Annotated in this window: 24 protein-coding genes; 20 read left to right on the top strand and 4 right to left on the bottom strand. The window is 68.3% G+C overall.

Annotated elements, in window-relative coordinates; all coding sequences use genetic code 11:
• Positions 1-83 precede the first annotated feature (83 nt).
• From Q8T13_11895 to Q8T13_11885, 3 genes are read left to right on the top strand one after another with little or no spacing between them, the layout of a single operon-like run.
• Complete coding sequence (locus tag Q8T13_11895; GenBank protein ID MDP3718458.1) at positions 84-2,390, top strand: sigma 54-interacting transcriptional regulator; 2,307 nt, start codon at positions 84-86, stop codon at positions 2,388-2,390.
• Between the two features lie 5 nt (positions 2,391-2,395).
• Positions 2,396-3,316: an ABC transporter permease gene (locus Q8T13_11890; protein MDP3718457.1), complete on the top strand. Its 921-nt coding sequence runs from the start codon at positions 2,396-2,398 to the stop codon at positions 3,314-3,316.
• Entirely contained in the window at positions 3,313-4,107 is a 795-nt protein-coding gene (locus Q8T13_11885; GenBank protein ID MDP3718456.1) for an ABC transporter permease, read from the top strand. Before Q8T13_11890 ends, Q8T13_11885 begins: the two co-directional genes overlap by 4 nt.
• Positions 4,108-4,124: 17 nt before the next feature.
• Here the strand turns inward: Q8T13_11885 and Q8T13_11880 are convergent, their stop codons facing one another.
• On the bottom strand, positions 4,125-5,519 hold the full coding sequence (locus tag Q8T13_11880; protein MDP3718455.1) for a tetratricopeptide repeat protein: 1,395 nt from the start codon (positions 5,517-5,519) through the stop codon (positions 4,125-4,127).
• A 67-nt stretch (positions 5,520-5,586) separates the two neighbouring features.
• Between Q8T13_11880 and Q8T13_11875 the strand changes: the two genes are divergently transcribed.
• Both Q8T13_11875 and Q8T13_11870 read left to right on the top strand, forming a co-directional pair.
• Entirely contained in the window at positions 5,587-6,222 is a 636-nt protein-coding gene (locus Q8T13_11875; GenBank protein MDP3718454.1) for a sigma-70 family RNA polymerase sigma factor, read from the top strand.
• Positions 6,219-6,986 (top strand): zf-HC2 domain-containing protein, encoded by a 768-nt coding sequence (locus tag Q8T13_11870; protein MDP3718453.1) that lies wholly within the window; start codon positions 6,219-6,221, stop codon positions 6,984-6,986. The genes Q8T13_11875 and Q8T13_11870 overlap by 4 nt, the downstream gene beginning before the upstream one ends.
• A 16-nt stretch (positions 6,987-7,002) precedes the next feature.
• Here Q8T13_11870 and Q8T13_11865 read toward each other — a convergent pair whose 3' ends face one another.
• Both Q8T13_11865 and Q8T13_11860 read right to left on the bottom strand, forming a co-directional pair.
• A complete protein-coding gene (locus tag Q8T13_11865) occupies positions 7,003-9,207 on the bottom strand; it encodes a hypothetical protein (GenBank protein MDP3718452.1) in 2,205 nt (734 codons plus the stop codon).
• Positions 9,208-11,064 (bottom strand): SpoIVB peptidase S55 domain-containing protein, encoded by a 1,857-nt coding sequence (locus Q8T13_11860; protein MDP3718451.1) that lies wholly within the window; start codon positions 11,062-11,064, stop codon positions 9,208-9,210.
• Positions 11,065-11,480: 416 nt separating this feature from the next.
• On the opposite strand from Q8T13_11860, the gene aroE reads away from it, so the two are divergent.
• From aroE to Q8T13_11790, 14 genes are all read left to right on the top strand, one after another.
• A complete protein-coding gene (aroE, locus tag Q8T13_11855) occupies positions 11,481-12,932 on the top strand; it encodes a shikimate dehydrogenase (GenBank protein ID MDP3718450.1) in 1,452 nt (483 codons plus the stop codon).
• Positions 12,929-14,401: an anthranilate synthase component I gene (gene trpE, locus Q8T13_11850; GenBank protein MDP3718449.1), complete on the top strand. Its 1,473-nt coding sequence runs from the start codon at positions 12,929-12,931 to the stop codon at positions 14,399-14,401. The genes aroE and trpE overlap by 4 nt, the downstream gene beginning before the upstream one ends.
• 6 nt (positions 14,402-14,407) lie before the next feature.
• Positions 14,408-14,974 (top strand): aminodeoxychorismate/anthranilate synthase component II, encoded by a 567-nt coding sequence (locus Q8T13_11845; GenBank protein ID MDP3718448.1) that lies wholly within the window; start codon positions 14,408-14,410, stop codon positions 14,972-14,974.
• A gap of 2 nt (positions 14,975-14,976) precedes the next feature.
• Positions 14,977-15,996, top strand: a complete 1,020-nt coding sequence (gene trpD, locus Q8T13_11840) for an anthranilate phosphoribosyltransferase (protein ID MDP3718447.1) — start codon at positions 14,977-14,979, stop codon at positions 15,994-15,996.
• The gene (gene trpC, locus Q8T13_11835) at positions 15,993-16,805 is read left to right on the top strand and encodes an indole-3-glycerol phosphate synthase TrpC (protein MDP3718446.1); all 813 of its coding nucleotides are present in this window, start codon (positions 15,993-15,995) and stop codon (positions 16,803-16,805) included. The genes trpD and trpC overlap by 4 nt, the downstream gene beginning before the upstream one ends.
• Complete coding sequence (locus Q8T13_11830; GenBank protein MDP3718445.1) at positions 16,802-17,404, top strand: phosphoribosylanthranilate isomerase; 603 nt, start codon at positions 16,802-16,804, stop codon at positions 17,402-17,404. Before trpC ends, Q8T13_11830 begins: the two co-directional genes overlap by 4 nt.
• A gap of 31 nt (positions 17,405-17,435) precedes the next feature.
• Complete coding sequence (trpB, locus tag Q8T13_11825; protein MDP3718444.1) at positions 17,436-18,662, top strand: tryptophan synthase subunit beta; 1,227 nt, start codon at positions 17,436-17,438, stop codon at positions 18,660-18,662.
• Positions 18,649-19,434 carry a tryptophan synthase subunit alpha gene (trpA, locus tag Q8T13_11820; protein MDP3718443.1) on the top strand — a complete coding sequence of 262 codons (786 nt, stop codon included), beginning with the start codon at positions 18,649-18,651 and terminating at the stop codon, positions 19,432-19,434. Before trpB ends, trpA begins: the two co-directional genes overlap by 14 nt.
• Positions 19,419-19,736, top strand: a complete 318-nt coding sequence (gene pheA, locus Q8T13_11815; GenBank protein MDP3718442.1) for a chorismate mutase — start codon at positions 19,419-19,421, stop codon at positions 19,734-19,736. Before trpA ends, pheA begins: the two co-directional genes overlap by 16 nt.
• Positions 19,737-19,738: 2 nt before the next feature.
• The gene (gene aroF, locus Q8T13_11810) at positions 19,739-20,785 is read left to right on the top strand and encodes a 3-deoxy-7-phosphoheptulonate synthase (GenBank protein ID MDP3718441.1); all 1,047 of its coding nucleotides are present in this window, start codon (positions 19,739-19,741) and stop codon (positions 20,783-20,785) included.
• Positions 20,786-21,577 (top strand): prephenate dehydrogenase/arogenate dehydrogenase family protein, encoded by a 792-nt coding sequence (locus tag Q8T13_11805; GenBank protein ID MDP3718440.1) that lies wholly within the window; start codon positions 20,786-20,788, stop codon positions 21,575-21,577.
• 7 nt (positions 21,578-21,584) lie between these two features.
• Complete coding sequence (locus Q8T13_11800; GenBank protein ID MDP3718439.1) at positions 21,585-22,280, top strand: CoA transferase subunit A; 696 nt, start codon at positions 21,585-21,587, stop codon at positions 22,278-22,280.
• A complete protein-coding gene (locus Q8T13_11795) occupies positions 22,273-22,920 on the top strand; it encodes a CoA transferase subunit B (protein MDP3718438.1) in 648 nt (215 codons plus the stop codon). The genes Q8T13_11800 and Q8T13_11795 overlap by 8 nt, the downstream gene beginning before the upstream one ends.
• A gap of 148 nt (positions 22,921-23,068) precedes the next feature.
• Complete coding sequence (locus Q8T13_11790) at positions 23,069-24,076, top strand: hypothetical protein (protein MDP3718437.1); 1,008 nt, start codon at positions 23,069-23,071, stop codon at positions 24,074-24,076.
• Here the strand turns inward: Q8T13_11790 and Q8T13_11785 are convergent.
• Positions 24,070-24,516, bottom strand: coding sequence for a hypothetical protein (locus Q8T13_11785; protein ID MDP3718436.1), 447 nt, complete (start codon positions 24,514-24,516; stop codon positions 24,070-24,072). The two genes, Q8T13_11790 and Q8T13_11785, sit on opposite strands and share 7 nt — an antisense overlap.
• A 45-nt stretch (positions 24,517-24,561) precedes the next feature.
• Between Q8T13_11785 and Q8T13_11780 the strand changes: the two genes are divergently transcribed.
• Positions 24,562-26,067 carry a leucyl aminopeptidase gene (locus Q8T13_11780; GenBank protein MDP3718435.1) on the top strand — a complete coding sequence of 502 codons (1,506 nt, stop codon included), beginning with the start codon at positions 24,562-24,564 and terminating at the stop codon, positions 26,065-26,067.
• Positions 26,068-26,166: the final 99 nt, after the last annotated feature.

Here is a 26,166-nt window from a genome sequence, read left to right as displayed (position 1 = left end):
TGCGATCCCCTGGCGGCCCGCAACGCGGATCTCTCCGCGAATCGTCGAATCGCGCTCGGCAACCCGTTTGCACTACCCGGGGCATGTTGATGCTCGATCGCTATCTCGTCTCCGGCGGACGCGCGCTCGACCTCGCCACCGGCGTCGGCATCCGCTGGCACCTGCGGCGCAGCTCGACCAGGCCCATGCCGGCGCTGTTCACGACACGGGCCCGCGCGTGGTTGATTGACTTCGATCTGCGCGGCCACTCGCGAATGGAGATCTGGGAACGGGTCGGCGATGGCGCAGGCCGCGAACCAGAGCACGGTGCCACCCTCGAGGCCTTTCGCGCCGCGCTCGGCGACGCGCGCGACGGACGGCCGCGAGCGCTCGACCTGGTGGAGCCCTCGCTGGCCAGTTGGGCGCGCACGCATCGCCTGCTGGCGCGCGAGGCGCGCCTCGCCGGCTTCGTGCCGCTCGCGGCCGATGCGCTCGGCGCCGTGCTCGCCCAGGGCCGATGGCGGTGGCCGTCGTGGTTACGGGATCGGTCGATCGTCGTGTTCGCGACCGACGCCCGCTTGTCGCCAGACGCGTCGCTGGCGTTGTTCCGCCTCGCCACCAAGGACGCGCGACCACACCTGGTGGTCCGGGCGGCGACGAGCGACTGCGCCTGGCGGCCACGGATGGCGCCGGCGGCCTTTCGCGTGCACGAGGGCGGCGTCGACGACCTGGTGGCCGGAGCGGACGGCCTGATCGAGCGCGCCCGCGGCCTCCAGGCCGACGGCCGTCTCGTGGATGCGGAAGCCACGGCACGGTGGAGTGTGCTGCTGACCGAGCCCGGCCCCGAGCACACCGCGGCCCGCTGCGCGCTGGCGCGGTGCCTCATCACCCAACGCCGGCTGCTCGAGGCGCGGGCGGCATTGCTGTCGGCCGATGGCGCCGAGGCCGACGACTTGCGACGGGAGATCCTCGCCGGGCCCACCGACCCGCGCAACGAACCCGCGATGGTCGAGACCTTCATGGAGATCCTGCGCGCATGCCAGGAGGTGGACGATGGCACCGTGACGCTCACGCGCGTGGCGGCGTTGGTGCAGGAACGGCTGGCGGCGTCATCGGTCGCCTTCGTGACGCGGCACCATCAGCAGCCCCTGCCGGTAGCGCATAGCGGCGCCCAGGCGCCGCGCACGGCGCAACTGGAGATCGCGCTGCGCGTGCTCGATACCGGCGTCGCCGTGGGTCCCACCGACCGCGGACCCGCCGTCGAGGCCGCGTGGCCCGTGCGCTACGGCGCGTCGGTGACCGGCGCCCTGTGGTGCCACTGGGCCATTGGCGCGCCAGTCGTCGCGGCGGATAGCGCGGTGATCCTGCGCCTGGCGGCGACGGCGTCGGCACCGGCGGTCTATGAACTCGCGGAGCGATCCCGCGTGCCGGCCGCTGCGAACGGGCTGGTGCCCGATCTGGTCGGCGACAGCCAGGCCATGCAGCACGTCCGACAGGCGGTGATTCGCGCCGCCGCGTCGCCGTTCCCCGTCCTGATCGAAGGCGAGAGCGGCGCCGGCAAGGAACTGGTGGCGCGCGCGGTGCACGCTGGCAGCCCGCGTCGCGCCCGCCGCTTCTGCGCGCTCAATTGCGCGGCGCTGACCGACGACCTGGTGGAAGCCGAGCTGTTTGGCCACTCGCGCGGTGCCTTCACCGGGGCTGTGGCCGAACGTGTCGGCCTGTTCGAGGATGCGCAGGGCGGCACGCTCTTCCTGGACGAAGTCGCTGAGCTCGGCCCGCGAGTGCAGGCCAAGCTGCTGCGGACGCTCCAGGAAGGCGAGGTGCGCCGACTGGGTGAATCGCACCTGCGCAAGGTCGACGCCCGCATTGTGGCCGCCACCAATCGGCCGCTGGCGGCGGCGGTCTCGGCCGAGCAGTTCCGCGCCGATCTTCGCTACCGCCTCGACGTGCTTCGCATCGTGGTGCCACCGCTGCGCGATCGGCTCGAGGACCTCCCGCCGCTCGTGCGCCACCTGTGGGCCGTGCTCGCCGCCCGCACCGGGAGCCGGGCCGTGCTGTCGCCGTCGGCGCTCACGGCGCTTGGCGCGTACGACTGGCCCGGCAACGTGCGCGAACTGCAGAACGTGCTGGCATCGGTGATGGTGGCGGGGCCCGCCAGGGGCGTGATTGGCGCCAATGGCCTGCCGAGCCACATCACGCGAACCACCGCCATCAGCAGCCGGGCGACGCTGGCTGAGGCGCGCCGCAGCTTCGAGGTGCATTTCGTGCGCGCCGCGCTGGCCCGCGCCGGCGGCCGCTCGATTGCGGCCGCGCGCGAGCTCGGCCTCTCGCGACAAGGACTGGCCAAGCTGGTGGCGCGGCTCGACCTGCCACCGATCGACCGGGCGCGACCGGCCAACGCATTAGAATGAGCGCGGTGGTTGGTTTTCTCGTCCGGCGGATATTGCTGACGGTCCCGGTGCTGCTCGGGGTGGCCACCCTTGTCTTCTCGCTGATTCACCTGGTGCCGGGCGACCCCGCGCAAGCGATGCTGGGGGACGGCGCATCGCCGCAGGACATTGCGGAACTGCGGACCAGCCTCGGACTCGACCGGCCGCTGCCGTCGCAGTACGTCGCCTTCATGAAAAGCGCCGTCACCGGTGATTTGGGCCGGTCGTTTCGCACGGGCCAGCCCGTGACGCAGATGATCGCGGAGCGCGTGCCGGCCACCGCCGAACTCGCCTTGGCGGCGATGACGGTCGCCATCGTGCTGGCCATCCCGCTCGGCATCGTCGCCGCGGTGTGGAAGAACACGTGGGCCGACCATGCGGCCATGACGTTCTCGCTGGCCGGCATTTCCATTCCGAACTTCTGGCTGGGGCCGCTGCTGGCCATTGTCTTCGCCGTGGAGCTCGGCTGGCTGCCGGTGTCGGGGCGGGGGACACTCGCGCACCTGGTGTTGCCTGCCGTGTCGCTGGGGCTGGCGCTCTCGGCGATTCTGGCGCGCATGACGCGGGCGAGCCTGCTCGAGGAACTGGGCGAGCTGTACGTCCGCGCGGCGCGCTCACGCGGCGTGTCGCCGGCGGCGGCCGTTCTCGGGCACGCCCTGCGCAACAGCCTGATCCCCCTGGTGACGATCGTCGCGCTGCAGTTTGGCGCGGTGCTGACCGGGGCCGTGATTACCGAGACCATTTTCGCATGGCCAGGCATCGGCCGGCTGTTGATCCAGTCGATCGGGTTCCGCGACTACCCGATGGTACAGGGCTGCATCCTGCTGATCGCCGTCACCTACGTGTCGGTCAACCTGCTGACCGACATCCTGTACGGCGTCCTTGATCCGCGGATTCGACTCGAATGATGCGCCTTGGTCTCGTCATCGTCTCGGTGGTGGTGCTGTCGGCATTGTTGGCGCCGTGGGTCTTGCCGTGGGACGCAAACACCCAGGTATTGGCCAGCCGTCTCGAAGGCCCAAGTTGGCAGCACTGGTTCGGACTGGATGAACTGGGCCGCGACATCCTCGCGCGCGTGCTGCTCGGCGCCCGCGTCTCGCTGCTGGTTGGCGTGGTGGTGGTCGGCGTGTCGGCGGTGGTCGGCATGGCGGTGGGCGCCGTCTCGGGATACTACGGCGGCCGCATCGACCAGGTCATTGGCCGCATCATGGACGTGTTGATGGCCTTTCCCGGCATGTTGCTGGCGATTGCGCTGGTGGCGGTGCTCGGTCCCAGCCTCACCAACGTGGTGCTGGCGCTGGCCGTGATCGGGTGGGTGGGCTACGCGCGCCTGGTGCGGGGCCAGGTGCTGCGCGCGCGCGAGTTCGAATACGTAGTCGCCGCCCGGGCCTTGGGCGCCAGCACGGTGCGGATCCTCGCGCGGCACGTCCTGCCAACGGCGCTGCCGCCCGTCATGGTGCAGGCCACACTCGGCATGGCCGGGGCCATGCTGGCTGAGGCGGCGTTGAGCTTTCTCGGGCTGGGCGTTCAACCGCCGACGCCCAGTTGGGGCACCATGATCAACGGCGGCCGGGTGCACCTGCTCGACGCGCCCCACCTCACCATTTTCCCGGGGTTGTTCCTGGCGATCGTCGTGCTGGGCTTCAACTTCCTCGGCGACGGCCTGCGCGACGCGATCGATCCGAAAAAAGGGGGTTGACCTCTCCGCAGCAGCGCCTACGGCTGTTGCGCCGCGAGCCGCTGCTTGAACTGCAGCAATTGGCGATTGCCCGGCTCGGCGGCCAGGGCTTCGTCAATCACGTGACGCGCCCGCTCGCGGTCACCGCCTCGTAGTGCGGCGTCAGCCAGGCGGATCTGGAGTGTCGTGCTCGGTCCGGCTTCGTTAATTGCCCGCTCGAGCCAGCGGACGGCGAGGGCTGGTTCGCCGAGCCGCAGCGACATGTCCGCGATCCGCGAGCTGATCGCGGCGAGCGGCTTGTCGTCACCGACGAGCGTCGCGTACCTCAGCAACGCATCGCGCGCATCCTGGATACGGCCGTCGCGGCCCGTGACCTCGGCGAGTTGCAGGTAGGCGTCAGGCGGCACCGGGACCCGCGCCACAGCCTGGCGCAAGGCCCGCTCTGCGGCCGGCCGGTCGCCCGCCAGCAACCAGGCCCGGCCCAGTTCCGCAAGGGTGTCGCTCGTCGCGTCGGACCGGCCCGCGGCCTGCTGCAGCGCTTCGAGCGCCTTGTTGAGCGCGACCCGATCGCCGCGCCGTTCGGCGCTGGTCAACCAGACGTGGCCAAGCGCCGCGTACGCCGCCGGGGCATCGGGAAAGCGCTCGAGCGCCCGGCTCAGGGTCACGACCGCCGCCTCCTCGCGCCCGGCCCGCGCCTGGGCCAGGCCCACCGCCACCAGTCGATCGGCCCGCGCCACGTCGAGCGCGGCGAGCGCTTCCAGTTCGTTGATCGCCCGGGTGTGCTCGCCCGCGAGAGCGTAGACCTCGGCCAGCGCCTCGCGCGGCGCCGTCTGGCCGGCCGGCAACCGGCGCGCGGCCTCTTCGAGCGAACGACGGGCCGCCGGCAGCTGGTTCTGGTCGCGCAGGACCAAACCCAGCACGTAATGCGCGTCGCCGAGTGCCGGGTCCAGTTTAAGCGCCTGGTGCAGGGCCGCCGCCGCCGGCTCAAGGTGCCCCGCTCGATAACGGGACAGGCCCAGCTTGTACTGGACCCGCGCGCTGCGTTCGTCGAGGTTGAGATACGTCTCGTAGCGCTCGATCGCGCGTTCGGCCCGGTTCAGCGAGGCGTTGACGTCGCCCAGCAGTTCAATGGCCAGCAGGGCGCTCGGGTCAAGTTCGACGGCTTCGCGCAAGTCGCGCAGTGCGGCGTCGAGTTCGTTCTGGTTCAGGTAAACAGCACCCCGCTTGAGATGGGCCAGCATCGAGTCTGGCTTGAGCGCGATCGCGCCCGAAAATGCCTCGATGGCCTCGAAATGGCGTTCCGCGGCCACGGCCTGGTCGCCCTCGCTAATCCGGCGCTCGAACGCCCGCTCGTTGGCCAGCGCAGAATAGGCGAGCGCCCCCGCCACCCCCGTGATGGCCACGAGTACGACAACAACCAGGGTCGGGCGCACGGAGACGATGGTAGCAAATGGGAGGGAACTTTCGGGCCCCGGTGGTTTCTAAGCTGATAGACTGACCATGGGCATTCGATTTGTCACCGATTCCGTCATGAAAGACGCCGGGGCACTCGGTTGGGCTGAGGTCGGCCACCACGAAGCGGCGCTTATCGAGCGTTGTGCCGCGGGGGAACAGGCCGCGTGTGCCGAGTTGGTATCCGGCCACGAGCGCATGGTCTATCAACTGGCCCTGCACCTGCTCGGAGACCGTGACGAGGCCCTCGACCTCTCCCAGGAAGTCTTCTTCAACGTGTTCCGCACTATTGGCAGCTTCCGCGGCCAATCGGCGCTCAAGACCTGGATCTATCGCATCGCGATCAACCAGGCCCGGAACCGCCAGCGCTGGTGGCGGCGTCGCCACCAGTCCGACCAGGTCTCCCTCGATCAACACGTGGCCGCGCATGGTGACCTGCGCCAGCCCGGCGAACACACGTCGCCCGACCGCGCCTACGCGCGCAAGGAGCTGGCCGAACGGCTGTGGACCGCCCTCGATCAACTACCGTTCGACCAGCGCACCGTGATCGTGCTGCGCGAGATCGACGGCCTGAGCTACGACGACATCGCCTTCTCGCTCGGCGTCGCGGTCGGCACGGTCAAGTCTCGCCTGACGCGGGCCCGTCAGACGCTGCGCCAGCAACTCCAGGGGGTGCGCGTATGATGCACGAACATTCGTGCGCCGACGTGCGCGGACGGCTCGAAGCGTTCTATGACGGCGAAGTGCCGTTTCCCGAGCGCCTCGCCATTCAGAACCATCTCACCGAATGCGTCGCCTGCAGCCTCGAGACGGAGCAGATCTTTGCGCTTGGGGCGACGCTGCGCGGCATGGCCGCCGAAGTCGGCGAGCAGGCGGCGATCGAGCCCCTGCGCCTGTCGGAACAAGTGGTCGAGCAACTCGGCGTCGAAGAGCAGCTCTCGGCGCAGACGCGGATCGTCACGTTGTTCCAGGACATGCACCTGGTGTGGGCGGGCCTTGGCGCCACGGTCGCCACGCTGATTTGCGTGGTCGGCTCGGCCAGCGTGCTGCATGCCGCCAACCAGGAGCGTCCCGACTCGCTTGCGGCCGTCATCTCGCTGCTCGCCAATCCCGGCTCCAACGCCAACCCGGTGCGGCTCAACTACGACATGATGGCGCCGCGCGCCATGACCGATCCGGCCATCCAGATGTCGGAAGAGGATGCCGAATACGCGTTGTCGGCGGTGGTCTCCCGCGAGGGGCGCGTGCAGGGGATTGAAGTCATCAACGATGCGCGCCCCCTCGCAGAGCGAGCGGTGGTCAATGCGATGTTGAATGAAGCGTATCGCGTGCAGTTCGCGCCGGCCCAGGCCCGCACCGGCGATGCGGTCGCGGTGAAGATGGTGTGGCTCGTCGCCAACACCACGGTCAAGGGCCGCCACGACGACGACCTCGTGTTGTTGCGCTAGCCCTTCGACTCCTCGCTCAGGGCAGGCGAATCACGACCTGCCCGGTCCCGACATTTCCCAACGCATCGATCGCGCGAATTACCAGCGTGCGCCCGGCCGCGCCGGCGTCCAGCCGAATCTCGAACAACTCCTGGCGGGCGTCGAGAATGCCGTCGCGCGGAAAAGCCGGCTGCCAGCGCTGGGCGTCGACCGAGAACTCCACCCGGGTGATGGCGGAGTCGGTGTCGCGAATCTCGGCCGGCACGATGAATCCGGTGCCATCGCGACGCACGGCGCCGGCTTGCACCGTCGGCGCGACGTTGTCGATCTCGAAGCTGGTGCTTTCCAGTTCGCCGACGAGCGCCGACTCCGCCGGGTTGGCCCGCGCATCAGACGCGGCCACCTTCAGGACGTACGTGCCGTTCGGCACCGATGACGTGTCCCACACCAGCAGCGTGTCGCGCAGGTCGCGCTTGAGCGGCAGCCAGGCCGTCTCTCCCTCGCGGCGGTAAAACACGTCGTAGGTCAGTTCATCGCCATTCTCATCGTCGGCCTTCCAGACAAAGGTCTGCAGGCCCTTCTGGTAAATGCGCCGGCCCAGCGCCGGGCCGCCGGGGCCGGGCGTGCCGACCGCCGCCGAGCGGCGCTCGCTCACCTCGTCTTCCAGACCGGCGATCTCGGTTTCTCCGCTCGAGAAGGGCTTCTGGAACACGGTGCCGGGAGGGTGCACGGTGATCGAGGCCACTTGCGGCCTGACGTTGCGCGGCAGGTATGCGGAGGTGATCGAGGTCAGCACCGGACTGGCGGTGGTAGCGGTGAGCACGGCACGCCACTGGAGATAGCGAGCCTTCGGGCTGGTGATGGCGGAACCGTCGGCGCTGGCGTAGGGGCCGGCCCAGGCACTCCACGCCTCGTCCGGGGTGCGGGTGTTGCCGGAGCGGGTGAAGACCTCCACCTTGGCGCCTGCCGGCGTCACGGCCTTCCAGGCCACCACGCCCCAACTCGATACCAGGCGGGCGTCTTTCACGTCCGATTCGAACGTGCCGCGCGCCGCGCGCGCCGACGAGATGGCCATCAGCCGTCCGGGATTCGAGGTCGCAATCAGCGTGCGGTCGGCCGTCCGAATCAGCTGGGTCGCTTGCTGCGCCGGCACGCGCGTCACGAGCACCGCGCGAACAGGGTCTCCGCTGAGCCGATAGAGCTTGCCCTTGCCGCCGGTGGCGACGAGCAGGGCGCCATCGGGCTCGATGACGATGTCATAGGGGGCGTCCTCGGCCGGCGCCCAGATCTGATCCCAGAGGCCATCGGGCTGCACGCGGAAAATCGCGCCGGTCTGGTTGCGACGGTCGCCCGTGGGTGACTGAGCTGCGGCCGGCATGTCAACCACCGCGATGGAGGTGATCTCGGTCGAGACGTTCGGGATCGAGGGGGTGACCGTTGGCGGCGCCACTGCGGGCTCGGCTAACGTATCGCCGCCGCCGGCACCGCGGCTGCTCTGCGCGCCGGCGTAAATCACGCCCTTCGCATCCACCCGCAGGGCGCGGATTTCCTGCAGGGGCGTGTCCAGCAGGAGAAAGCCCTTGCCGGTGCTATCGACTCGAAAGACCCGCCCCGGGGAACCGGTGCCGACGAGCAGCTGGTTGCTGGCGTCGAACGCCAGCGACACGGCATGCGTCGCCTTGGTGGAAAAGAACGTCTCGCCCTTGCCGTCGCTGTTGATGCGATAGACGGTGCCCTTGTCGCCGGTACCCGCGAACACGGTGCCCTGGCGGTCCACGGCCAGCGACCAGATGTACTTGTCGTCCGGGTCGAAAAAGGTCGTGGCCTGGCCCTTGGCGTCCACCTTGTAGATGCGGCCGTCCGGTGACGTGGCCACGTACAGGCCGCCGCCCGGTGCGGCCGCCAGCGCGTGGACTTCCATCTCGTTGCTGTCGAAGAACACGGTGCCTTGGCCCTTGGCATCGACGCGAATCACTTTGCCGTCGTTGCCGGTGCCGAGATACACCGAGCCATCGGCGGTGGTGAGCATGGTCCACACGAACGGCACCCCGGGGTCGTGAACCGGGGTGAGTTCAGGTCCGAGCGTCAGCCGGCCGTGCTCGTCGATCGACAACTGGTCGACCTCGCCACGGAGAAAATCGGCCTGGGTCGCGGCCTGCCAGAAACCCGGCGCGGCCGACAGCGTGGACACCGCGAGCAGGCCCGCGGCCAGGGCCGCGCCAAACAGGGTTCGACGAGTCATTTAAGGTTGATCGAGGTTGAGGGTCAACTGGCGCGAACCGGTCACGGCGAAATCGAGGGGCAATTCCCACTCGCCGCGCGTGGTCGTTCGCAGGACACCGACCGTGCCGCTGTTGCGGTCGGCTTCGAGCACCGACAGCACCGACGGCGGCAGCGCCGCCATGGGCTCGCCGTTGACGACGGCGCCGGAGTCGGGGGAGGTGAGGCGGACGTAAAGACGGTTGTTGCGGCGGGCGCGGTTGAAGGTGCGCATCAACTGCGACACGCGCTGCATGTCGGCGCCGCGGGTATCGCGGCGGTCGTCGGCGGTCGTTCGGGCGGCATCAGCCACGATCAGCTGCAGCGAACCGGTAGCGTTGGCCGGCAGCTGAATCGGCACCTGCTTGATCACTTCGTCGCCGCGCGCGTTGCGCATCGCGACATTCACCACCGCATCACGGCCGGCACGGGGCCGGGTCGTGTCGAGCCAGACCCGCTCGATGCGGGCGCTGCGCTGCTGCTCGCTGGCATCGATCACGAGGTCGATGCGATCGACGTCCACGGTTTCGGAGGCGTTCTTCAACAACGCCGTCAGCGGGCCAGCCACGTAGGCGGCGGCGCCCCCGGCAGGTTGCTCGCCCGAGAACATGTCCTCGAACGCGATATCGCCCTGCGTCCTGATGGACGCGGTGCCGCGAATGGCAAACGATGCAGGACCGGCGCCGCGTTCGTACGACGTGAGGACGTTGGCGACGGTCAGATACGTGAGGAGCGGCGTGAAGGTGAAGTCGCGGACCACGCCGAAGTTGAACGACCGCGACGGCCCCCGGTCGGAGTTCAGCGTAATCGACACGGGAATCAGCGACGGGCCGGCGCCAAGGCGTCCGGCAATCGCGGTCGCGCGGTCCTGCTGCACCGTGCCGACAATCTCGCCAAAGCTAGCCAGCTTGCTCGACGCCATCAAGCTGGGCAGCACAACCTGCACCTGGGCCTTGGTCATCGGGAACTCGGTCGGCCCCAGGTTGTACAGCGGGTGCCCGAAGGCATAGACGCGATCGCCATCGACGTGAGTGACCGTGCCGGTCGCGCCCAGTTCGAAGTCGCCGGTCATCAGCGCCACGCCCACCGCGTCTCCAGGCGCGAGCCGGCGGTCGTTGCCACCGGCCGTCGTGGTGCCCGGCGATTGCGCAGCACTCGACAGCCCCGCCCCAGAGACCGGCACGAAGCCGGCGGCGGCCAGCGCCGGCGAGATCGGATCCATGACCGACTGGTCAAAGCCCGCGGCGACCATGGGCACCGCAATCGGCCTCAGCATCGATCCCAGGCGGCCGACCTCGCCTGCCACGCCCGACAGGACCAGTGCTTGCGACGGGTCATCCACGAACGATCGCGATCGACCCAGGTCCTGGGACCAGATGCTGATCAGCTGCGCGGGCGTGGCCGGCCAGGCGATGGCCACCGGCCGCGAACCCCGCGCGGCCGCCGGCATCATGGTCGCGTCGATCATCTCGGCAATCGGCGTGATCCCGGCAATCGGCTCTGTCGAGAACTGGCCGAGCGAATACGACACGGCGCCGATCAGCCGCCCATCGATGTAGACCGGGCTGCCGCTCATGCCGGCGATCACGCCGGTCTTGGCCAGGGGCCCGCCTTCGAGCCGCGCCAGGATCAGGCTCCGCTTGGGGGCAAGCACGTTGCGCAGCACGCCCAGGACGTGGACCTTGAAATCCTCGAGGGTGGTGCCCGAAAACACGGTGCGGCCGACGCCGACCATGCCAGGGCGGACCTCATCAAGCGGCATCGTGGCCAGCTGCGCCTGCGGCGCGGCGACCAAGGAACCGATCACGAGGGCGATGAGCGCGAAAATGCGTGAATACATGCAAGTTTCTGATGAAAAGGCGGCTGACATTGGTTATACGGTGTTCCCCCGGGTGAAGCAAGCTCGGAACGGGATGCCTCAAGTGCCCCAGCCACCTCCGCGGTTTGACGCCAACACACTGGGTCTGTTAGCCTTTCGACGTTCACATGCGCTCGCGAGTCTTGTTCACCGCCCCTCGGAACCGGTCTTTCGACCAGATCGGGAGCGGTGTGCGTACGTGGTGGTATTGGTGCCCAGCAGGAGAGGCTAGCCGGTCCGTATAACCACGACGCGTAATACGACGCTCGACCGAAGCGCCTCTTCAACCCGATAGGGAAGAGGCGCTTTTTTATTTGGTGGATTGGTGATTTGGCGATCTGGTGCTTTGGGATGCTGGATTTAGGGATTTAGGGATTTTGGGACTTGGGGATTTTGGAATGAAGGCGAAACTCTGCGCGACCGTGACGGCCGACACCATGGCCGAGCTGCGTACGCGCCGTGACCAGGCGGGCGAGGCCGACCTGGTGGAGTTGCGGCTCGACTCCGTTCGCGACCCCAGTGCGGCCGCGGCCCTGGCCGGCCGCCGCAAGCCCGTCATCGTCACCTGCCGCCCCAAGTCCGAGGGCGGGCATTTCGCCGGCAGCGAAGAAGAGCGCCGGCGCATTCTCGCCGAGGCGCTCACCCTCGGCGCCGAGTTCGTGGACCTCGAGTGGAACGGCAGTTGCGCCGACTTGATGGCGCAGACCGGCGGCCGGCGAATCGTGCTCTCGCATCACGATTTCGAGGGGACGCCGGCGGATGTGCACGACAAGGCGCAGGCCATGCTCGCCAGCGGCGCCGAGGTGGTCAAGCTGGCGGTGACGGCACAGCGGTTGGCCGACTGTCTCACGCTGCGATCGATCGGCCTTGCGACCCGGGTGCCCATGGCCCTGATTGCCATGGGGGATGCGGGCATCGCCACGCGCGTCCTGGCGAGTTGGTTCGGGTCGTGCTGGACCTACGCCGGCGACCAGGTCGCGCCCGGCCAGATCGATCTGCCGCGCATGCTGAATGAGTTCCGCTTCCGGCGCATCGGCAGCCACACCGCCATCTACGGCGTCGTCGGCAAGCCCGTGACGCACTCGGTGTCGCCGTCGATGCACAACGCCGCTTTTCGCGCCGCCAACCTCGACGCGGTGTACCTGCCCCTGGCAGCCCACGACTACGACGACTTCACGGCGTTTGCCGAGGTGGTGAATCTCGCCGGTGCCAGCGTGACGGCCCCGTTCAAGGTGCAGGCGTTCGAGCGGGCCGACGAATGCGACCCGGTCAGCCGCCGCATCCAGTCGGTGAACACGTTGCGGCGGGTCGGCAAGAAATGGCTGGGCTGCAACACCGACGTCGCCGGTTTCCTGTCGCCCCTCGAATCGGCCATGCGGCTGCCCAACAAGCGCGCGACCGTGCTCGGCGCCGGCGGCGCCGCCCGGTCGGTGGCGATCGCCCTGGCTGCGGCCGGGGTCCACGTGACCTTGTGCGCCCGCCGGCCGGAGCAGGCCCGGGAGATTTCCGCCCTGACCAGTGCCGCCATCGGTGAATGGCCACCCGCGCCAGGTTCCTGGGACCTGCTCGTGAACGCCACTCCCGTGGGCACCGCGCCCGACACTGAGCGGTCGCCGCTGCCGGCCGGCCATTCGCTTGACGGTGAGTTGGTCTACGACCTCGTCTACAACCCGCCGCAAACCCGGCTGCTGCGCGACGCTGCCGCCGCGGGCTGCCGGACGATTGGCGGCCTCGACATGCTGGTGGCGCAGGCGCAAGCCCAGTTTGAGTGGTGGACCGAGCAGCGGCCGGCCGATCGCGTGATGCGAGACGCCGCGGCCGCAAGGCTTGGCATATTGGAGAAGCAATGAAGCAGACGACGTTCGAAGAGTTCGTGGATCTCGCGAAGCGGGCCACGTTTGTGCCGGTGTGCAAGGAACTGGTGGCCGACCTGCTGACGCCGGTGTCGGCCTTCCTGAAGATTGCCGAGCATTCCGACTATGCGTTCCTGTTGGAGAGCGTTGAGGGCGGCGAGCATGTTGGGCGCTATTCGTTCCTCGGCAAGGATCCGTTCCTGATCCTGCGCGGCAAGAATGGCGAGACCGAGATCGAGAAGGCGGGGGTCACCAGCAAGAGCGAACAACCGTTCATCGAGACCCTGCGGGGCCTGATGAACAGCTTCCAGTCGCCGTTTGTGCCGGGCCTGCCACGCTTCACCGGCGGGGCGGTCGGCTACCTGGGCTACGACACCGCCGCGTGGTTCGAGCCGACCACGGCGCGCGCCGATGCGGGCACGTCGGAGCGCGATGACGCCGGCTTCATGCTCTTCGACACGGTGCTCGCGTTCGACCACGTGCAGCATCGCATCCTGTTGATCGCCAACGCCCGCATCTCGGGCGACGAAGACCTGAAGTCGCTGTACCAGTTCGCGTGCGCCAAGATCGAATTTCTCGAGGGCGAGCTCGATCGCGCGCTGTCGCTCAAACGCACGGCCGGCGGCGACGCGCTGAAGCTGGTGTCGAACTTCACCCAGGAAGCCTACGAGTCGATCGTCAAGCAAGCGAAGGAATACATTGCCGCCGGCGACGTCTACCAGGTCGTGTTGTCGCAGCGCTTCGAGGCCGAGGTCGGCGTCGATGCGTTCACGGTCTACCGGGCGCTGCGCCATGTCAACCCGTCGCCCTACATGTTCTTCATTCGCATGGGCGACCGCTCGATCGTCGGTTCGTCACCGGAAATGCTGGTGCGGGTCGAGGGCCGTCACGCCGTCACGCATCCCATTGCCGGCACCCGGCCGCGCGGCAAGACCGACGAAGAGGATGTGCGGCTGGCCGAGGAACTCAAGCGCAGCGAGAAGGAGAAGGCCGAGCACGTGATGCTGGTGGACCTGGGCCGCAACGACATTGGCCGCGTCTGCGACTACGGCACCGTCCGCGTGCCGACCTTCATGGCGCTCGAGCGTTATTCGCACGTGATGCACCTGGTATCGGTGGTCGAAGGACAGCTCGCTGAGGGCAACGACCGGCTCGACGCGCTGGTGTCCTGCTTCCCGGCCGGCACGGTCTCGGGGGCGCCCAAGGTGCGCGCCATGCAGATCATCAACGAGCTCGAACCGGACCGCCGCGGGCTGTACGCAGGCGCCGTCGGCTATCTCGACTTTGCCGGCAACCTCGACTTCTGCATCGCCATCCGCTCCATCTTGATGGAAGGCGGCAAGGCCTACATCCAAGCCGGCGCCGGCATCGTCGCCGACTCGAACCCGACCGCGGAGTACGAAGAGACCAAGGACAAGGCGCGCGCCATGTTGCGGGCGCTGGAACTGGCGCAGACCGGACTGTAGGCATTCATGGTCCTGGTCATCGATAACTACGATTCGTTCACCTACAACCTGGTGCAGTACCTGGGTGAACTTGGCGCGCAACTGGTCGTCAGGCGCAACGACGAGGTGTCGCTCGACACGCTGCGCTCGCTTGGCCACGACCGTGTGGTGATCTCGCCTGGCCCAGGCCGCCCCGAACAAGCGGGCGTCTCGCTCGACGCCATCAAGGAGTTCGGGCCGCGGATGCCGGTGCTGGGCGTGTGCCTCGGCCACCAGGCGATCGGATTGGCGTTTGGCGGGGAAGTCAGGCGCGCGCCTCAGCCCATTCACGGCAAGACCTCCACCGTCGAGCACAACGGCCAGGGAGTGTTCGCCGGCATCTCCACGTCGTTCCAGGCCGGCCGCTACCACTCGCTGATCGTGGCCGAATCGAGCATGCCGCAAGACCTGGAGATCACCGCGCGAACCAAGGAAGACAACCTCGTCATGGGCATTCGCCATCGGACGTTGCCGATTCACGGCGTGCAGTTTCACCCCGAATCGGTGCTGACCAACGAAGGCCGCCGCATTCTGCGCAACTTCCTCGAGATGTGACCATGTTCCCAGCCCTGATCGAGAAACTGCGCCGGCAGGAAGACCTGAGCACCGAAGAGGCCGCGGCCGCGATGGCCGCCATCATGCGTGGAGAGGCCGCACCCGCGCAGATCGCCGGGCTGCTGGTCGGTCTCGCCATGAAAGGCGAGCGGCCCAGCGAACTGGTGGGCCTGGCGCAGACGATGCGGGCCAATGCAGTGGCCGTGCCGGCGCAACCAGGTCCGGTGTTCGACACGTGCGGCACCGGTGGCGATCGCTCCGGCAGCTTCAACATCTCCACGGCGGCCGCGATCGTGATGGCCGCGTGCGGCACGCCGGTGGCCAAGCATGGCAACCGATCCGTTTCGAGCCAGTGCGGCAGCGCCGACGTGCTCGAATCCCTCGGCGTCAACATCCAGGCCACGCCCGATGTGGCGGCACGCTGCCTGGCCGAGGTCGGCATCGCGTTCTTCTTCGCCCCGACGTTCCATCCCGCCATGAAGCACGCGGCCCAGGCACGCAAGGACCTCGGCGTGCGCACGGCCTTCAACCTGCTGGGGCCGCTCACGAACCCGGCGCGCCCGACCCGGCAGATCGTCGGCGTCCCGCGGCCCGACCTCACCGAGTTGATCGCGCGGTCGCTGGCGCTGCTTGGCTCCGAACGCGCCTGGGTCGTGCACGGCGCCGATGGCCTCGACGAGCTGTCGACGACGGGCTACACCAAGGTGTCGGAGTGCCGGAACAACGCGGTGCAGACGTTCTATGTGCACCCCGCGGACTTCGGTCTCGCCAAGGCCACCCCCGAGTCCCTGAAGGGCGGTGATGCCACCACCAACGCCGTGATTGTTCGCTCGGTGCTGACCGGCGCCAAGGGCGCGCCACGCGACGTCGTGTTGCTGAACGCCGGCGCGGCGCTGTTCATCGCGGGCGCCGTCGAGACCGTGCGGGCCGGGGTCGCCCGCGCGGCGACCGCCATCGATAGCGGCGAGGCGGCCGCGGTTCTCGACCGTCTCATTCGCGTCTCGAACGGAGCCGGCGCGTGAGCGCAGCGACGCCCGACCTGCTGGAGGCCATTGTTGCCGCCACCCGGTCACGGGTGACGTCGGCGATCGCGCGCGAACCGCGGGCCCAGCTCGAACGGCGCGCGATGGCCGCCACGCCGGCCGGCGACGAGTTCACCGCGCGTCTGTCGCGCCCGAACGCGGTGAACATCATCGCGGAGTGCAAGCGCCGCTCGCCGTCGCGTGGCGTGCTGCGGTCGGCGTACGACCCGGTCGCCATCGCCGCCGGATACGAGCGGGCCGGTGCCGCCGCGATTTCGGTGCTGACGGAGCCGGGGTTCTTCGACGGCTCGCAGGAACACCTGGTCGCCGTGCGAGCTGCGGTGAAGGTGCCGCTGTTGCGCAAGGACTTCATGGTCCACGAATACCAACTGCTCGAGGCCCGCGCCGCCGGCGCCGACGCGATCCTGTTGATCGTGGCCGCGCTGAGCGACGCCGAGCTGCGCGACTTCTCGGCTGCCGCCCGTTCCCTCGGCCTGGCCGCCCTCGTCGAAGTGCACGACCTGGTGGAATGCGATCGGGCACTTGCCGCAGGCGCGTCGATCATCGGCGTGAACAACCGCAACCTGCGCACGCTTCAAGTGGACCTCGACGCCTCGCGAACCATTGCCGGGCGGATTCCCCAGGGGGTCATCGGCGTCAGTGAGAGCGGCTTGAAGACCCGCGAGGATTTGCAGGCAATGACAGCACTCGGCTACCAGGCATTCCTGGTGGGCGAGCGCTTCATGGTTGATCCTGATCCGGGCGCGGCCCTGGCCGGCTTGATCGAGACGATGGGAGCCACCGCGTGACCGCCGTCAAGATTTGCGGCCTGACGCGGCGCGAAGACGCAGAGGCGGCCGTCGCTTTCGGCGCCAATGCGGTTGGCTTCGTGCTATGGCCTGCCAGCCCTCGTCATGCGAACCTTGAAGCCGTCGCGACAATCGTTGATGGCCTGCCACCGTTCATTACTCCCGTTGGCGTGTTCGTGAACCCGTCCGCCGACGACATTGCGCAAGCGGCCCAGGCGGGGCTGCGGCTGGCGCAGGTGCATGGCGCGCTCCCGCCTGGCCGTCTGGCGCTGCCGGTGCTGCGCGCGGTGCATTTGGCGGCGTCGACCGACGGCATTGAGCCCGCGGTGGACGATGAGACGGTGTTGCTCGATGCGCACGACCCCGTGCGGCACGGCGGCACGGGGCAGACGGTCGATTGGACGCGAGCGCGCGCGATCGCGGCGAAGCGGCGGATTGTGTTGGCCGGCGGACTGACCGCAGAGAACGTGTCCGACGCCATCAAGACGGTAGAGCCTTACGCGGTGGATGTCGCGTCGGGTGTCGAGACCGAACCGGGCATCAAGGATCTTCTTAAACTCCGCGCATTCATCGACGCAGTAAGAGTAACAGGCACTTAACCCTATGGCACCCCAGGCACCTATGGCACCCTTGGCACCTTATTCATGGTTTGGCCGGCGCGATCCCGACGCGCGCGGCTACTACGGCGCGTTCGGCGGGCGCTTCGTGCCCGAGACGCTGGTCGCCGCCATCGAGGGATTGGAGGCGGCGTACTTCGAGGCCAGGCGCGACCCGGCGTTCAGCGAAGAGCTACAGCGGCTGCTGCAGCACTACGTGGGCCGTGAAACGCCACTGTGGGACGCCCGTCGGTTGAGCGAGGCCTGCGGCGGCGCGCGCATCCTGCTGAAGCGCGAGGACCTGACCCACACCGGCGCCCACAAGATCAACAACGCCCTGGGGCAGGCGCTGCTCGCCAAGCGCATGGGCAAGACGCGCATTGTCGCCGAGACCGGCGCCGGGCAACACGGCGTGGCCAGCGCCACCGCGTGCGCGCTGCTCGGCCTCGAGTGCGTCGTCTACATGGGCACCGAAGACATGCGCCGCCAGGCGCTGAACGTGTTCCGCATGCGGCTGCTCGGCGCCACCGTGTGCGGCGTGGATTCCGGCAGCTGCACCTTGAAGGACGCGATCAACGAGGCGATGCGCGACTGGGTCGCGCGCCCGGACGACACGCACTACCTGCTGGGGTCGGCGCTCGGCCCGCACCCGTATCCGCTGATGGTGCGCGAATTCCAGTCGGTGATCGGCAAGGAAGCCCGCGCGCAATGCCTGGCGCAAGTGGGACGGCTGCCCGATGCGGTGATTGCGTGCGTCGGCGGCGGCAGCAACGCCATCGGGATCTTCGACGCGTTCATCGACGATGCGGGGGTGAAGCTGATTGGGGTGGAGGCCGGCGGGGAAGCAATCGATTCCGGACGGCACGCCGCGCGCTTCGCGGGCGGGGCTCCAGGAGTGCTGCAGGGCACGCGCACCTTCGTGCTGCAGGATGCGCACGGCAACATCGAGGCGACCCACTCGGTGTCGGCCGGCCTCGACTACGCGGCCGTGGGTCCCGAGCATGCGTTCCTGCAAGAGACCGGTCGCGCCGAGTATCACTACGCCTCAGATGCCGAGGCCCTGGCGGCGTTCCAGGAACTGGCGCGGCTCGAGGGGATAATTCCGGCGCTCGAGTCCGCACACGCCATCGCCTACGTGCTCAAGCACGGGAAAGACTTCGGACCTGGTGCCGTACTGGTCATCAACCTGTCTGGTCGCGGCGACAAGGACGTGCAGACCGTCGAACAGATCCTGAAGGAGGCCGGCCGTGGGGCGCATTAGCGACCGCTTCGCGGCGCTCGGCGCCAAGGGCGAAACCGGCCTCGTGACCTACATCACGGCCGGCGATCCCAGCCTCGAGCAGACCGCCGAGATCCTGAAACGGCTCGACCGGGCCGGGGCCGACGTAATCGAGCTGGGGGTGCCGTTCTCGGATCCGCTGGCCGACGGTCCGGTCATCCAGCGGGCCACCGAGCGGGCCCTGGCGGCCGGTGCGACCTTGCCGAAGGTGCTGACCATGCTGGCAGCCACCCGCGCCTCTATTTCGGCGCCGGTCGTGATCTTCAGCTACGCCAATCCGATACTTCGCATGGGGTTGGACGAGTTCGTGAGCCAGGCCCGAACGGCCGGGGTGGACGGGGTGCTGACCCTGGACATGCCGCCCGAGGAGGGCGAGGCCTTTCGGACCGCCTTTGCCGGCGCCGGGATTGATACAATTTTTCTGCTGAGCCCGACGACCACGGTCGAGAGGATTCGCAAGGCGGCGGCCCTGGGCAGCGGCTTCCTGTATGGCATTTCGCGCCTCGGGGTCACCGGCGTCCGCGATACGGTGGATGATTCGGCGCGGGAGTTGGCGGAGCGGGTCAAGGCCGAGACCAACCTGCCGCTGGCCCTGGGATTTGGCCTGTCGCGGCCAGAGCACGTGAAGGCCGTCGGCCAATGGGCCGACGCCGCGGTGGTGGGGAGCGCCTTGGTGAAAGTCATTGCCGAGCACGGACAGGCCCCGGGCCTGCTGGACGAGGTGGAGCGGTACGTGCGATGGCTGCGGAATTGAACCTCGAAGCGCTGCGGGACGAGATCGACAAGATCGACGAGGTGATCGTGCGCCTCCTCGACAGCCGGGCGCGGTGCGCGTATACGGTCGGCCGGCTGAAGCACGAACTGGGACGCCCGATCTACGAGCCGGCGCGCGAGGCGGCGGTGATTGCCCACGTGCGGAAGGTGAACGAGGAGCTCGGCGGGCCGCTCGACGGCGACGCCGTGGCCCGGTTGTATGAACGCATCATGGACGAGGCCCGGCGCATTCAGCGCCTCGAAGCCGAACGGGATGCGCGCGAGAAGAAGGAAAAGGAATAGTCATGGTTGTCGTAATGAAAGAGCGGGCGAGTGATGGTGAGGTCGAAGCCGTCATCGCGAGCCTCGTCGGGATGGGGATGGACGTGCACCGGTCCACCGGCGCCGAGCGCATCGTGCTGGGCGTGGTCGGTGGTGGCAAGGCCGACCCTCGGCTGATCGAGCTGATGGCCGGCGTGCACGAAGTGCTGCGCATCACCCAGCCGTACAAGCTGGCCAGCCGCACCTTCAAGCCCGAAGACACGATCATCACCATTGGCGATCTCCGCATTGGCGGCGACGAAGTGATCGTGATCGCCGGCCCCTGCTCCGCCGAGAGTGAAGAGCAGGTCCACGCCACCGCCGCTGCGGTCAAGCGCGCGGGCGCCAAGATCCTGCGTGGCGGCGCCTTCAAGCCGCGCTCGTCGCCCTACAGCTTCCAGGGCATGGGCGAAGCCGGGCTACAGTTGCTGCGCTCGGGCGCCAACGCCCACGACCTGAAGCTCGTGACCGAGGTCATGGACGCCAGCCAGATCGAAGTGATCGGCAAGTACGCCGACATCTACCAGGTCGGCGCCCGCAACATGCAGAACTTCACCCTGCTGCGCGAACTCGGACGCACGCGCAAGCCGATCCTGTTGAAGCGCGGCATCGCCGCGACGATGGAGGAGTGGCTGTTGTCGGCGGAGTACATCCTGGCCGGCGGCAACACCGACGTGATCCTGTGCGAGCGCGGCATCCGCACCTTCGAGACGTTCACCCGCAACACGCTCGACCTGTCGGCCATCCCGATCGTGAAGGAACTGTCGCACCTGCCGATCTTCGTGGACCCGAGCCACGGCATGGGCCGGCGCGACAAGGTGGCGCCAATGGCGCGCGCGGCGGTCGCGGCCGGCGCCGACGGCCTGATCATCGAGGTGCACAACGACCCCGACCACGCCATGAGCGACGGCGCGCAGTCGATGTTCCCGTCACAGTTCGATCGACTGATGGCGGAACTGCGGATCATTGCCCCGGCCATCGGCCGCAGCATCTGTCTCGAGCCGGTCGCGCGAAGGGGATGGGCTCGCTGATTGCCTGACACGCAGCCCCGGCTCGCCATCGTCGGTCCCGGTCTGATCGGCACCTCCGTGGCGCTGGCGGCCGCCCGGCGGTGGCCAGGGCTCGAGGTCCGCACCGTCGACCGGGGTGACCCCCTCGAGTCGATCCGCGACTCGCTGGTCGTGGTGCTGGCCATGCCGGTGGATGTGATCATCCGGGTGCTGCCGCGCCTCAGCGCGGTCATGCATCCGCAGGCGCTCGTGATCGACACCGGCAGCACCAAGCGCGCGATCATGGCCGCTGCCGCGGCGGCCCGGCTGCCACAGTTTGTCGGCGGCCATCCCATGGCGGGGGGCACCAGCACGGGGCCATCGGAAGCCCGCGCCGACCTGTTCGACGGCCGGGCGTGGTTCCTGACCAATCCCGACGCCCCAGACGCCGTCCGTCGCGCCGTGAGGTTCGTCGAGGCGCTTGGCGCCCGCCCGGTGGTGCTGCCCGATCGCGGCGAGGAGCACGATCGGCTCATGGCGGCCGTCAGTCACCTGCCGCAACTGGTTGCGAGCGCCTTGATGGTGACCGCGGCGCGGGCGGTCGGCGAGGACAACCTGAAGTGGGCGGGGAAGGGACTGCGCGACACGACGCGGCTCGCCAGCAGCCAAGCCAGCGTCTGGGAGAGCGTGCTGGCGTCGAACAGCGCCGAGATCAAACCGCTGCTGCGCGCCATGGCCGCCGAACTGGTGGCTCTGTCCGATCGACTCGAAGATCGCGAGGCGATCCGAAAGTTCTTCGCCGAAGCGGCGCGCACCAAGTCTTCCTGCCTATAATCGTCGGATGAATAAGGTCCTGGCAACTGCGGACGAGGCAGTCGCCGCGATTCCCGATGGCGCCAGCATCATGATGGGCGGCTTCGGGCTCTGCGGCATTCCCGAACACCTGATCGCGGCCCTGCACCGCCGCGGCACCAAGAACCTGACCATCATCAGTAACAACGCCGGCATCGACGACTACGGAGTGGGACCGCTGCTCAAGTCGCGCCAGGTGCGCAAGATGATCTCGACCTACGTCGGCGAGAACAAGGAGTTCGAGCGGCAGTTCCTCCAGAAGGAAATCGAGGTGGAGCTGGTGCCGCAGGGCACCTTCTCGGAACGAATGCGCGCCGCGGGCGCCGGCATTGGCGGGTTCTTCACGCCGACCGGCGCCGGGACGTTGATCGCGGAAGGCAAGGAGAGCCGCGTGATCGACGGCCGCACCTACATTCTCGAGGCGCCGCTGGCCGCCGACTTCGCGTTCGTCAAGGCGTGGAAGGGCGACCGCGTCGGCAACCTGATTTACCGCAAGACCGCGCGCAATTTTAATCCCGTGATGGCCACCGCGGCGCGCCACACCATTGCCGAAGTCGAGGAGCTGGTCGAGGCCGGGGCGCTCGAACCGGATGGCATCCACACACCAGGGATCTTCGTGAAGCGGTTGCTGCAGGGACCCTCCTACGTCAAGCGCATCGAGAAACGGACGGTCCGCAATGGATAAACGCGATCGCATTGTTCGCCGCATCGCCCAGGACCTCAGGGACGGCGACTACGTGAACCTGGGGATCGGCATGCCGACGCTCGTCGCCAACTGTGTGCCTCCGGGTGTGGAGATCACGCTGCACTCCGAGAACGGCATGCTGGGCGTGGGACCGTACCCGGGCGAAGACGAGGTCGATGCCGACCTGATCAACGCCGGCAAGGAGACGGTGACGGAACTGCCGGGCACGTCGTACTTCAGCAGCGCCGATTCGTTCGCCATGGTGCGCGGCGGACACATTGACCTCACCGTGCTGGGCGCGCTCGAGGTGGACGAAGCGGGCAACCTCGCCAACTGGATGATCCCCGGCAAGATGGTCAAGGGCATGGGCGGCGCCATGGACCTGGTGGCCGGCGCCAAGCGCGTGGTGATCGCGATGGAACACACCACGAAGGACGGCGGCCACAAGATCCTGCCCGCATGCACGCTGCCGCTGACGGGCGTGAAAGTGGTCAACCAGATCGTGACCGAGCTGGCGGTGATCGACGTTACGCCGGATGGATTGCTGCTGAAAGAGATCGCCAGCGACACGACCCTCGAGGCCGTGATTGCCGCCACCGGCGCAAAGCTGCAGGTCGCCGAGCCGCTGGGACGCTTCTAGCGCCCCCGGCCGATGGTTCTGCCCCGTCAAGAGGCGTCAACCCCGGCCAACAGTGTCACCCCGGCGGGGAACTTACTGTGGTTTACCCTCGTCCGTACGAGTGGGTTCAATCCGGCTAAAGCCGGACTCCACATTCGAGGGGTCCTTGATGCGAAAAGCGCTGCTGACAATCGTCTTGGCCGGGGTTCTGTCGCAAGGCGCGGTGGCCGCACAGGTCACCGAGCCCACGACCTACCGGCTCACCGGCACACGGGTGGCCCTGGCCCAGGACGTTCACATCGAACGCGATGAAGAGGTCACCGACGTCGCGGTGGTCGTCGGCGGCTCGCTGGTGGTCGATGGACGCGTCCGCGACGGCATTGTCGTCGTCGGCGGCGACCTGCGGCTGACCGGGACGGCCGACGTGCGCGGCGACATCGTGCTGGTCGACGGCCGCCTGCAGCGAGACGAGGGCGCCCGGCACGCGGGCAGCGTCAACTACATTTCGTTCGGCGACTGGTCCCGTCGCACCCTTGGGTTCTTCCCGACGTTTGACTTTGGCGACTACGGCCGCTGGCTGAGTCTCGCCGGCACGTTCGCACGCGTCTCGTTGCTCGCGGTGCTGATGCTGGTGGTGCTGGTGGTGGCCCGGCCGGCGGTGGCCCGCAGTGGCCGCGCCGCTGTCGCCGAACCCGTACGCGCGGGCCTCGTGGGCCTGGCCGCGGAGATCTTCTTCGTGCCGTTCCTGATCGCCGCCTCGATTGGCCTCGCCATCACCATCGTCGGTATTCCGTTCGTGGCCTTGCTGGTGCCGATCGCGATCGTGATCGCGGTCTTTGCGCTCGTGCTGGGGTTCACGTCGCTGGCCTGCCGCCTGGGTGAGTGGGTGGAAGATCGACTGGGATGGCAGCCGGGTAACGCCTTCATCGCCACCACGATCGGCTTTGTCCTGATCATGGGCCCGACGATTGCGGCGCGGCTGATTGGGGTTGGCCCCGAGGCGCTGCGCCCAGTGGCGTTCGCCTTGCTGGTGGTGGGCCTGTCAGTGGAGTTTGCAGCGTGGACGATCGGGCTGGGCGGCACCATTCTGACCGGCCTCGGCCGCTGGCACACAGTGCCTCCGCCGATTGCGCCCCCACCGAGCATGCCGCCGCCGGTTCAGAGCGCGGCCTACTGATCGCCGGTGTGACCGAGACCCGGACGGACCTGGACGAGGGCATTCGAGCTGCCAATAACCTTCGTCCCTTTCTTGAGCAGCAGCCGAATCCGGAAGCTGCCGGCATTCCGGTAGCGGTGTTCAACGGTGTAGCGCCGCTTGATCTGGCTCTTGCCGGCCTCGTAGGGTTCGCAGTCGGCTTCGACCGTTGACGTCGTCAAGTCGCCCCACTCCCATTCCACGGTGGGGCAGTAGAACTCCTCGTTGTCGTCAGCCCCGCCCTTGACCTCCGCGACCACCACTACGCGCGCCGGAGCGAACGACACGGCCGGTGTCGCCTTGAGTGATAAGCTAGGCTTCTTGTTGCTGCCCTGGGCGCGGGCCTGCGCGGCGTGCGGGATCACGAGCAGCGCGCTGACTGCCAGGACTGTGAACTGAGCGACGCCTGTGTGTAATTGCATGGCAAGGTCCCCTGCAGGCGGGGCGCAAAGGAATTCTAACCTAACATGCCTCCCCCCTACGAAGTGCCACGCCTGTCCGTCAGTAGCGCCGCGCTTGGCGCCGCCGACGTTGACCTGATCATCATTCCCATCGCGCAGGATCACACCGCCTCAGCCATTGGCGCCTACGACGCCGTCTTCGGCGGCGACCTGGGATCCGCCCTCGAGCGCGGGGAGTTCCGAGCCAAACCCTGTGAACTGTTCGTGCCCCGGACGCCGGGCAAGGACTGGCGCGCGACGCGGGTGATCTTCGTCGGCGGCGGGCCTCGCGCCGAGATTCACGCCGAACGCATGCGGCGCATGGCCGCGACGGCCGCGCACGCGGCGCGTCATCAGCACCACGGCCGCATTGCCTGGGCCGACGTCGAGCCGGGGACGCTGGCGACGACCGCTCGCGTGGAGCTGATTGCCGAGGGCGTGACGATCGCGAACTTCGACAACGGCGTGCACAAGAGCCGGGGCGACCGCGAGTTCTTCCTGAAGGACGTGGTCATCCTGACCGGTCCCGACGCCGCCGCGGCCGCCGCGACGGGCCGTGCCACGGGCGAATCGATCAACGCCGCCCGGGTCCTGATCAACGAACCCGGCAACTTCCTGACGCCGCGCATCCTGGCCGAGAAGGCGCAGCAGCTCGCCTCGGTGCCTGGCATCACCGCGGAAGTGCTCGACGAGCGCGCGATTGAGGCACTCGGCATGGGGATGCTGCTCGGCGTCGCGCGCGGCAGCATGGAGCCGCCGCGGCTGCTGGTGCTGCGCTATGCGCCGGCCGACGCGCCCGCCGGCGCGACCCTGGGCCTGGTCGGCAAGGGCGTCACCTTCGACACCGGTGGCATTTCGCTCAAGCCCGCAGACGGCATGGAGCGCATGAAGGACGACATGGCCGGCGGCGCAACGGTCGTGGCCGCGCTGCGGTCGATTGCGCTCCAGCAACTGCCGATTCGCGCGATGGCGATCGTGCCCATGGTCGAGAACATGCCCGGTGGGAAGGCGACCAAGCCCGGCGACATTCTCCGCGCCGCCTCGGGTCTCACGGTCGAAGTGAACAACACGGATGCCGAAGGACGGCTGATCCTGGGCGATGCGCTCTGGTACGCGCGCAAGCTCGGCGCAACGCATGTGGTCGACGTCGCCACCCTGACCGGCGCCGTGGTGGTCGCGCTGGGCAAGATCACGACCGGGCTGTTCGGTACACCGGAGCCGTGGGTCGAGCACGTGCGCGCGGCCGCGGGTCGAGCGGGGGAGAAGGTGTGGCCGCTGCCGCTGTTTGATGACTATCGCGAGCAGCTGAAGAGCGAGATTGCCGACATGCTGAACAGCCCGGGCCGGCCGGCTGGCTCGATCACCGCGGCGATGTTCCTGAAGGAATTTGCCGGCGACGGCGCCTGGGCCCACCTCGATATTGCCGGCACGGCCTGGGCTGAAGAGAGCAAGCCGTGGCAGCCGAAGGGCGCGACGGGCACCATGATTCGGACGCTCGTGGATGTCGCCCGCGGCGGCCTTCCCGGTGTCTAACCGTTGTAGCATCCCCGCCTACGCTCTTCGAGCTACGGCGAGGCCTCGCCGTAGCGGCCATGGGCCGCGCAGGCGGGCGCCTTTAGGCGGATAATCAAG

The organism is Acidobacteriota bacterium, from assembly GCA_030697165.1.
Classification (GTDB): domain Bacteria; phylum Acidobacteriota; class Vicinamibacteria; order Vicinamibacterales; family UBA2999; genus 12-FULL-67-14b.
The sequence above is the reverse complement of the archived record's forward strand: the minus strand, read 5'-3'. Positions and strand labels throughout refer to the sequence as shown.

Bases quoted from the DNA above. Each gene is read 5' to 3' on its own strand.
- Q8T13_11785 (MDP3718436.1), bottom strand. From the start codon at position 24,516: ATGCAATTACACACAGGCGTCGCTCAGTTCACAGTCCTGGCAGTCAGC.
- Q8T13_11885 (MDP3718456.1), top strand. From the start codon at position 3,313: ATGATGCGCCTTGGTCTCGTCATCGTCTCGGTGGTGGTGCTGTCGGCA.
- Q8T13_11870 (MDP3718453.1), top strand. From the start codon at position 6,219: ATGATGCACGAACATTCGTGCGCCGACGTGCGCGGACGGCTCGAAGCG.
- trpD (MDP3718447.1), top strand. From the start codon at position 14,977: ATGTTCCCAGCCCTGATCGAGAAACTGCGCCGGCAGGAAGACCTGAGC.
- Q8T13_11845 (MDP3718448.1), top strand. From the start codon at position 14,408: ATGGTCCTGGTCATCGATAACTACGATTCGTTCACCTACAACCTGGTG.
- pheA (MDP3718442.1), top strand. From the start codon at position 19,419: ATGGCTGCGGAATTGAACCTCGAAGCGCTGCGGGACGAGATCGACAAG.
- Q8T13_11780 (MDP3718435.1), top strand. From the start codon at position 24,562: ATGCCTCCCCCCTACGAAGTGCCACGCCTGTCCGTCAGTAGCGCCGCG.
- aroE (MDP3718450.1), top strand. From the start codon at position 11,481: ATGAAGGCGAAACTCTGCGCGACCGTGACGGCCGACACCATGGCCGAG.
- Q8T13_11795 (MDP3718438.1), top strand. From the start codon at position 22,273: ATGGATAAACGCGATCGCATTGTTCGCCGCATCGCCCAGGACCTCAGG.
- Q8T13_11800 (MDP3718439.1), top strand. From the start codon at position 21,585: ATGAATAAGGTCCTGGCAACTGCGGACGAGGCAGTCGCCGCGATTCCC.
- Q8T13_11790 (MDP3718437.1), top strand. From the start codon at position 23,069: ATGCGAAAAGCGCTGCTGACAATCGTCTTGGCCGGGGTTCTGTCGCAA.
- Q8T13_11895 (MDP3718458.1), top strand. From the start codon at position 84: ATGTTGATGCTCGATCGCTATCTCGTCTCCGGCGGACGCGCGCTCGAC.
- Q8T13_11865 (MDP3718452.1), bottom strand. From the start codon at position 9,207: ATGACTCGTCGAACCCTGTTTGGCGCGGCCCTGGCCGCGGGCCTGCTC.
- Q8T13_11875 (MDP3718454.1), top strand. From the start codon at position 5,587: ATGGGCATTCGATTTGTCACCGATTCCGTCATGAAAGACGCCGGGGCA.
- Q8T13_11860 (MDP3718451.1), bottom strand. From the start codon at position 11,064: ATGTATTCACGCATTTTCGCGCTCATCGCCCTCGTGATCGGTTCCTTG.
- aroF (MDP3718441.1), top strand. From the start codon at position 19,739: ATGGTTGTCGTAATGAAAGAGCGGGCGAGTGATGGTGAGGTCGAAGCC.
- trpE (MDP3718449.1), top strand. From the start codon at position 12,929: ATGAAGCAGACGACGTTCGAAGAGTTCGTGGATCTCGCGAAGCGGGCC.